Here is a 7,197-nt window from a genome sequence, read left to right as displayed (position 1 = left end):
CCGCTGTTGTGGTGCGGACCCGTGGTCCGGTTGTGCCCACCCGTTCCTCCCCCAGACTCCGTCCGGGAGGTGCCCCCATGCGGAACGCCTGCCCACAACCGAGGTGATGAGTGGGTGCCGGGTGCCCCGTTGGCGCCCCGTGGGGGTCTGGGGGCGTAGCCCCCAGAAGAATTATCCAACTCACCTTCACCCCCACCCAGCCCGTCCGGCGTTTGAGGACGCGCCCGGAGGGCGCTCCCGCCGGAGGCGGTGACGGTGGGAAGCCATGCCGCAGACGACAGCGGCGGAGCCGACCGGGCCAGGGCCAGGAGGCCCTGGAGGTCGCAGGCGGCCCGCACCCGGGCCGCCTGCTCCGCGACAGCGGAGACCGCCTCGGAGCGCCGTTCCGCCACCGGGATCAGCCCCAGGTGGCGGCTCGGCGTGTGCACGGCGCCCACGCGCCGCACGGCGCCGAACACCGGTACGCCCGACTCCTCCAGCGCCTCGCGCAGCAAGAGCTCGTGGCGGTCCGAGCCGACCTTGTTGAGGATGACGCCCGCGACCCGTACCTCCGGGTCCCAGGACGCGAAGCCGTGCACCAGCGCCGCCACGGAGCGGGACTGCGACGAGGCGTCCACGACGAGGACGACCGGTGCCTTGAGGAGCTTCGCCACGTGGGCCGTCGAGGCCAGTTCGCCCTGGCCGCTCGCCCCGTCGAACAGTCCCATCACGCCCTCGACCACGGCGAGGTCGCAGCCCGCCGCGCCGTGCAGGAAGAGCGGGGCGATCCGCTCCGGGCCGCAGAGGTACGCGTCCAGGTTGCGGCCCGGGCGGCCGGTGGCGAGCGCGTGGTAGCCCGGGTCGATGTAGTCGGGCCCCACCTTGTGCGGGGAGACCGCGAGCCCCGCGTCCGCGAAGGCCCGCATCAGCCCGGTGGCGACGGTCGTCTTGCCGCTGCCGGACGCGGGCGCCGCGATGACGAGACGGGGGACGTTACGGGGGACGGTCACCACTCGATGCCCCGCTGGCCCTTCTGGCCCGCGTCCATCGGGTGCTTGACCTTGGACATGTCGGTCACCAGGTCGGCGAGGTCCAGCAGCTTCTGCGGGGCGTTGCGGCCCGTGATCACGACGTGCTGTGTGCCGGGGCGGTCCCGGAGCACCTCGACGACCTCGTCGGTGTCGATCCAGCCCCAGTGCATCGGGTACGCGAACTCGTCCAGCACGTAGAGCTTGTACGTCTCCGCCGCCAGGTCCCGCTTGACCTGCTCCCAGCCCTCGCGCGCCTTCTCCTCGTTGCTCAGCTCGGAGTCGCGCTGGATCCAGGACCAGCCCTCGCCCATCTTGTGCCAGTCCACCGTGCCGCCCTCGCCCGAGGCGCCGAGGACGCGCAGCGCGTTCTCCTCGCCGACCTTCCACTTCGCGGACTTCACGAACTGGAACACCCCGATCGGCCAGCCCTGGTTCCAGGCACGCAGCGCCAGGCCGAACGCCGCCGTCGACTTGCCCTTGCCGACGCCGGTGTGGACGAGGACCAGCGGCCGGTTGCGGCGCTGACGCGTGGTGAGACCGTCGTCGGGAACGACGGTCGGCTGTCCCTTTGGCATTACGCGGCCCTCCTGGAGCTCGTGTTCCTCACGTTGCGTACGAGCGCGGAGACGCTGTCCGCGCGCAGTTCGTCGAGCGTGACCGCCGGTCCGCGCAGCTCGCGGGCCAGTTCGCCCGCGAGCCCGAGGCGCACCGGGCCGGACTCGCAGTCCACGACCACCGACGCCGTGCCCTCGTCCGCCAGTAGCCGCGCGGCCCGCGCCGCCCGCGCCAGCGGCTCGGGGCCGCCGGTCGCCCGGCCGTCGGTCACCACGACCAGCAGCGGACGGCGTGCCGGGTCGCGCAGCCGCTCCACCCGCAGCACCTCGTGCGCCTGGAGCAGGCCCGCGGCCAGCGGCGTACGGCCACCGGTGGGCAGCCGCTCCAGCCGGGCCGCGCCCACGTCCACCGACGACGTCGGCGGCAGCGCCACTTCCGCGCCCGCGCCCCGGAAGGTGATCATCCCGATCTTGTCCCGGCGCTGGTAGGCGTCCAGCAGCAGGGACAGCACGGCACCCTTGACCGCGCCCATCCGCTTGCGCGCCGCCATCGAGCCGGAGGCGTCCACGACGAACAGCACGAGATTGCCCTCGCGCCCCTCGCGCACCGCCTCCCGCAGGTCGTCACGGCGGACGACCAGGCCGGGGCCGCGGCGCCCGCGCGCCCGCTGGTGCGGCGCGGCCGCCTGCACGGTCGCCGCCAGGTGCAGCTTGCCCAGCGTGCCCCGGGGCCGCCGGGACCCCGTCGTCCGGCCGTGCGCGGTTCGCGCCCGCGAACGCCGCCCGTCCGCACCCTCACCGATCCCGGGCACGTCGAACTTCCGCGTACGGAACGGATCGGCCGCGGCCACGGGAGCCGCCTCGCCGCCCCCGTCACCGCCGGGCACGGCCTCCGGGGACGCGTCGGCCCCGGCGGACGGTGAGGACGGTGCGGTGCTCTCCGGCCGGTCCGGAGTCTGCGGCTGCGGGGAACCGGCGTCGGACTCCTCGCGCTGGGCCGGGACGTCCGGCGTGCCCGGCCCGTCCGCGTCCTGCGGCGGCTCGCCACCACCGGGGCCGTCGTCGTCCGGGCCGTCGGGCTCGCCGGGGCCTTCCGGCTCGTCGTCCTCGCCCTCGAACTGGCCGAGGATCTCGTCGAGTTTGTCCTCGTCGAGACCCGGGGCGTCGAAAGGTGCACGGCGCCGACGGTGGGGGAGGGCCAGCAGGGCCGCCTGCCGTACGTCCTCCGTGAGGACATCCGTACGGCCCGCCCACGCGGCGAGCGCGGTCGCCGTGCGCGCGGTGACGATGTCGGCACGCATGCCGTCCACCTCGAACCCGGCGCAGACCGCGGCGATCCGGCGCAGCGCGCCGTCACCCAGCCGTACGCTCGACAGCAGGGCGCGCGCGGCGGCGATGCGCTCGCGCAGCGCCTCCTCCTCGGCAGCCCACTTGGCGGTGAACGCGGCCGGGTCCTCGTCGTAGGCGAGCCGGCGCCGTACGACCTCGACGCGCTCGTCGGGCTCGCGGGAGGCGGCGACCTCGACGGTCAGGCCGAAGCGGTCGAGGAGCTGCGGGCGGAGCTCGCCCTCCTCGGGGTTCATGGTGCCGACGAGGAGGAAGCGGGAGGCGTGACGGACGGAGACGCCTTCGCGCTCGATGTACGTCGCGCCCATCGCGGCGGCGTCCAGCAGCAGGTCGACCAAGTGGTCGTGCAGCAGGTTGACTTCGTCGACGTAGAGCACGCCCCGGTGCGCGTCGGCCAGCAGGCCCGGCTCGAAGGACTTCACGCCGTCCGACAGGGCCCGCTCGATGTCGAGGGCACCGACGAGACGGTCTTCGGAGGCGCCTACGGGCAGTTCGACCATGCGGGTCGGCCGTACTTTTCCGCTCTCCGTCTCGTGCGGACCGTCCGGGCACGTCGAATCCGGGGCGGCCGGGTCGCAGGAGAAGCGGCAGTCATTGACGACAGCGACGTGCGGCATCAGCGTGGCGACGCCACGTACCGCTGTGGACTTCGCAGTGCCCTTTTCGCCGCGCACAAGCACGCCTCCCACGGCCGGCGAGACGGCATTCAGGAGAAGCGCCAGCCGCAGGTCGTCCATCCCGACGATCGCCGTGAACGGATAAGCGGTGCTCATGCGTTGATCACTCCTTCGAGTGGCGTTGCGTTCGTGCGCTGGGTTCCCTGAGAGCGCGGCTGGCATGTTGGAGCTGTGTCCCCGCTCTTGCGGGGGTGATCCCCTCTTCGGCGAGCACCTTGTGGACTCCTTGCTGTTGTCCCCGCGTCCGCGGGGCTGTTCCGGATCACGGTGCCCCCGGCGGTATGAATCGCAAACCGCCGGGCACCCCGCCCTCGATCAGCCGCAGCAGTGCGTCCGTGTCCGCGTGTTCCTCGATCAGGTCGCCCAGCCGGTCGAGCTGTTCCTCGCGCAGCGCGGCGAACGACGTGTCGGGCGCCGGGACGAACGCGCGGCCCGCCGCCTCCGCCACGCGCCGCAGGAACGCGCGCCGGAAGCCGTCGCTCTCCAGCGAGCCGTGCCAGTGTGTGCCCCATACGGAGCCGGAGCGGCAGCCGTCCAAGAAGGGTTCGTCCCCGCCCAGCACTTCGGCCACGCCGTGGTGGATCTCGTAGCCCTCCACCCGCTCGCCCAGGGCCTCGCCGACGGGGCGGGCCAGGGTCTTCTCGTGCGCGAAGCGCACACGTACCGGCAGCAGGCCGAGGCCCTCGACCGTGCCCGCCTTCGACTCGACGTCGTCCTCGATGCGCTCGCCCAGCAGCTGGAAGCCGCCGCAGATGCCGAGCACCGGGCGGCCCTCGGCGGCGCGGCGCGCGATCGCCGCGGCGAGCCCGCGCTCGCGCAGCCATTCCAGTGCCCGGACGGTGCCGCGGGTGCCGGGCACCACGACCAGGTCCGCGTCGGCGAGCTCCTCCGCGCGGTCCACGAACCGTACGACGACGCCCGGTTCGGCCGCGAGCGCGTCCACGTCCGTGAAGTTCGACATCAGCGGCACCGCGCAGACCGCGACGCGCAGCACGTCCGCGCCGTGCGGCGGGGCCACCACGGACTCGCGCACCGCGCCGCGCAGCGACACCCGCAGGCCGTCCTCCTCGTCGATGCCCAGGCCGTGCGCGAACGGCAGCACGCCCAGGGTCGGACGGCCGGTCAGGTCCCGGAGCATCTCCAGGCCGGGCTCCAGCAGCGTCACGTCACCGCGGAACTTGTTCACCAGGTAGCCCGCTATGTGGGCCTGGTCCTCGCCGGACAGCAGCGCGGTCGTGCCGAAGAACGACGCGAACACCCCGCCCCGGTCGATGTCGCCGACCACGACGACCGGCAGCTTCGCGGCCCGCGCGATGCCCATGTTGACGATGTCCGTGCGCCGCAGATTGATCTCGGCCGGGCTGCCCGCGCCCTCGCAGATCACCGCGTCATGGGTGCGCCGCAGCTCCTCCAGGCAGTCGGTGACCGTGTCCAGCAACTGCTCCCGACGGCCCGCGTGCCGTGTTTTCCCGGGGGACGACCCCCCAGACCCCCCGAAGTACCCGCGCGCGCTGAGCTCGCCCACCGGCTTGCCCAGCAGCACCACTTGGCTGCTGCGGTCGCTGCCGGGCTTGAGCAGCACCGGGTTCATCAGCGCGCTCGGCTCGACGCGCGCCGCCGCGGCCTGCATCGCCTGCGCGCGGCCGATCTCGGCGCCCTCGCGCGTCACGAACGAATTCAGCGACATGTTCTGCGCTTTGAAGGGCGCGACCTTGACGCCCTCGCGGACCAGCCAGCGGCAGATCCCGGCGGTCACCACGCTCTTGCCCGCGTCGGAGGTCGTCCCCGCGACCAGCAGGCCCCCACCCCGTTCAGCCACCAGTGCTCCTCTTCACGGTCCTGCTCACGGTCCTGCTCACGGTCCTGCTCACGGTCCTGCTCATGGTCCTGACGAACAAGCTGCCCGCTCCGCGCCCGGCGACAGCCACGCCCAGGGCCAGCAGCGACACCCGGCGGGAGAGCCGCACCGCGCGTTCGATGTCGGCGGTCCCCACGGGCCGGTTCTCCGCGCCCAGGACGGGCCGGTGCTCGACGCGGCCCTTGTACGCGAGGGTGCCGCCCAGGCGTACCCCGAGCGCCCCCGCGAACGCGGCCTCCACCGGGCCCGCGTTGGGGCTCGGGTGCCGGGACGCGTCGCGCCGGGCCACCCGCCACGCGCCGCGCGGGTCGGGCCCGGCGGCCACGGCGAGCGCGGCGGTGAGCCGGGCGCCCGGCCAGCCGACGACGTCGTCGAGCCGGGCCGAGGCCCAGCCGAACCGGCGGTAGCGGGGCGACTTGTGGCCGACCATCGCGTCCAGGGTGTTGACGGCACGGAACCCGGCGAGGCCCGGCACGCCCCCGAGCGCGCCCCACACGAGGGCGCCCACGACGGCGTCGGAGGTGTTCTCGGCCACGGACTCCACGACCGCGCGGGCGATCTGCTGGGCGTCGAGCGCCTGCGGGTCACGCCCGCACAGGTGGGGCAGCCGCTCGCGGGCGACCTCGATGTCACCGGCGGCCAGCGCGCCCCCGATGGCCCGCGCCTCGCGGCCCAGGGAGGTCCCGCCGAGCACGGCCCACGTGGTGGCGGCGGTCAGGGCCATGTCGGCCGTACGGGAACGGCGCGCGGCGCGGGACAGCAGCCCGGCGGCCGCGGCGGTGCCGCCCGCGCACAGCAGCGCGTGCAGGGTTCCGTAGCCGCGGTGGTCGCGCCACAGCCGCTGTTCGACGGCGAGCGCGGCGCGCCCGAACGCGGCCACGGGATGGCCGCGGCGGGGGTCGCCGAAGGCGGCGTCACCGAGGAAGCCGAGGGCGGCACCGCACGCGAAACCGAGATGATCGGCGCGCATCGGCTCAGCCCGCCGTCGCGCGGTACCTGGATCCGGGGGAGCGGGGTGGTCGGCGGCCGGGCATGGCGATGTGTCCTCACTCAGGGTCCGCGCCCTGGCTCGACGTGACCGGCGACCAGAGTCTCCTGGCTCCCGGATCGGCGCCGCCCCTGCCTTCCAGCCCGTACGGGCCGTGGCTCTCCGGCTCTCCGGTGGGGGGCGCTCCCCGGTGACAGTGGCGGGACCGCGCCGGACTCGCACCGGCTTCCTCTGCTGTCGCCGTTTGGCCTCGGCAGTCCACCACGCGCTGTGAACAGGCGTCAACTTTCCCCGGGGCCGGGCGCCGGCCCGGCGGGGGCCCTGTGGAGTGGGGTTGCTGTGTGTCGCCGGGTGCCGCGTTGTTCACCGGGGCTGCGCCCCGGACCCCGCCTATTGGGGTGCGTCTTGCGCTGCGCGTGCGTCTGCGGCTCCGGTGGGGGCTGGTCGCGCCCACGCGGCGGAGCCGCACAATGTCGCAGCCCCGCGCCCCTAAATGGGGCTTCGCCCCCCCCGGGAAGAGTTCGGTCAGCCGACGATCAGGAAGATCCCGTAGCCGACGGCCGCCGCGCACAGCGCGTAGCACGCGTACGCGCCCGTGCGGGCGAGGACGCCCGCCTTCGTACCGCCGTCCGCCGAAGCGGAGGAAGCGGACGACGCGCCGACGATGCCCAGGGTGAAGATGCCCACGAGGCCCACCGTCACCACGAGGCTGACGCCGAAGACCTGGCCGAGGGCCGCCCAGTCGATGTGCATGGTGTGAGTT

At 74.2% G+C, this 7,197-nt stretch carries 6 protein-coding genes and 1 riboswitch; all 6 genes read right to left on the bottom strand.

Going from position 1 to position 7,197, the window contains the following annotated elements; all coding sequences use genetic code 11:
* Positions 1–992: cobyrinate a,c-diamide synthase (locus K6I34_RS27730; protein ID WP_229329877.1), on the bottom strand; the 992-nt coding region annotated here is incomplete at its 3' end.
* The gene (gene cobO / locus K6I34_RS27725; RefSeq protein WP_229329875.1) at positions 986–1,585 is read right to left on the bottom strand and encodes a cob(I)yrinic acid a,c-diamide adenosyltransferase; all 600 of its coding nucleotides are present in this window, start codon (positions 1,583–1,585) and stop codon (positions 986–988) included. The genes K6I34_RS27730 and cobO, both read right to left, overlap by 7 nt.
* Positions 1,585–3,684 carry a putative cobaltochelatase gene (locus K6I34_RS27720; RefSeq protein ID WP_229329873.1) on the bottom strand — a complete coding sequence of 700 codons (2,100 nt, stop codon included), beginning with the start codon at positions 3,682–3,684 and terminating at the stop codon, positions 1,585–1,587. The genes cobO and K6I34_RS27720 overlap by 1 nt, the downstream gene beginning before the upstream one ends.
* Before the next feature lie 166 nt (positions 3,685–3,850).
* Positions 3,851–5,407 (bottom strand): cobyric acid synthase, encoded by a 1,557-nt coding sequence (locus K6I34_RS27715; protein WP_229329871.1) that lies wholly within the window; start codon positions 5,405–5,407, stop codon positions 3,851–3,853.
* On the bottom strand, positions 5,400–6,416 hold the full coding sequence (locus K6I34_RS27710) for a cobalamin biosynthesis protein (RefSeq protein WP_229329869.1): 1,017 nt from the start codon (positions 6,414–6,416) through the stop codon (positions 5,400–5,402). The genes K6I34_RS27715 and K6I34_RS27710 overlap by 8 nt, the downstream gene beginning before the upstream one ends.
* Before the next feature lie 118 nt (positions 6,417–6,534).
* Positions 6,535–6,667: riboswitch (cobalamin riboswitch) on the bottom strand.
* Between the two features lie 292 nt (positions 6,668–6,959).
* Positions 6,960–7,187 carry a hypothetical protein gene (locus tag K6I34_RS27705; protein ID WP_229329879.1) on the bottom strand — a complete coding sequence of 76 codons (228 nt, stop codon included), beginning with the start codon at positions 7,185–7,187 and terminating at the stop codon, positions 6,960–6,962.
* Positions 7,188–7,197 lie beyond the last annotated feature (10 nt).

The sequence above is a fragment of the Streptomyces sp. UNOC14_S4 genome (assembly GCF_020740835.1).
GTDB lineage: Bacteria > Actinomycetota > Actinomycetes > Streptomycetales > Streptomycetaceae > Streptomyces.
This window is presented reverse-complemented; position numbering and strand designations above follow the sequence as displayed.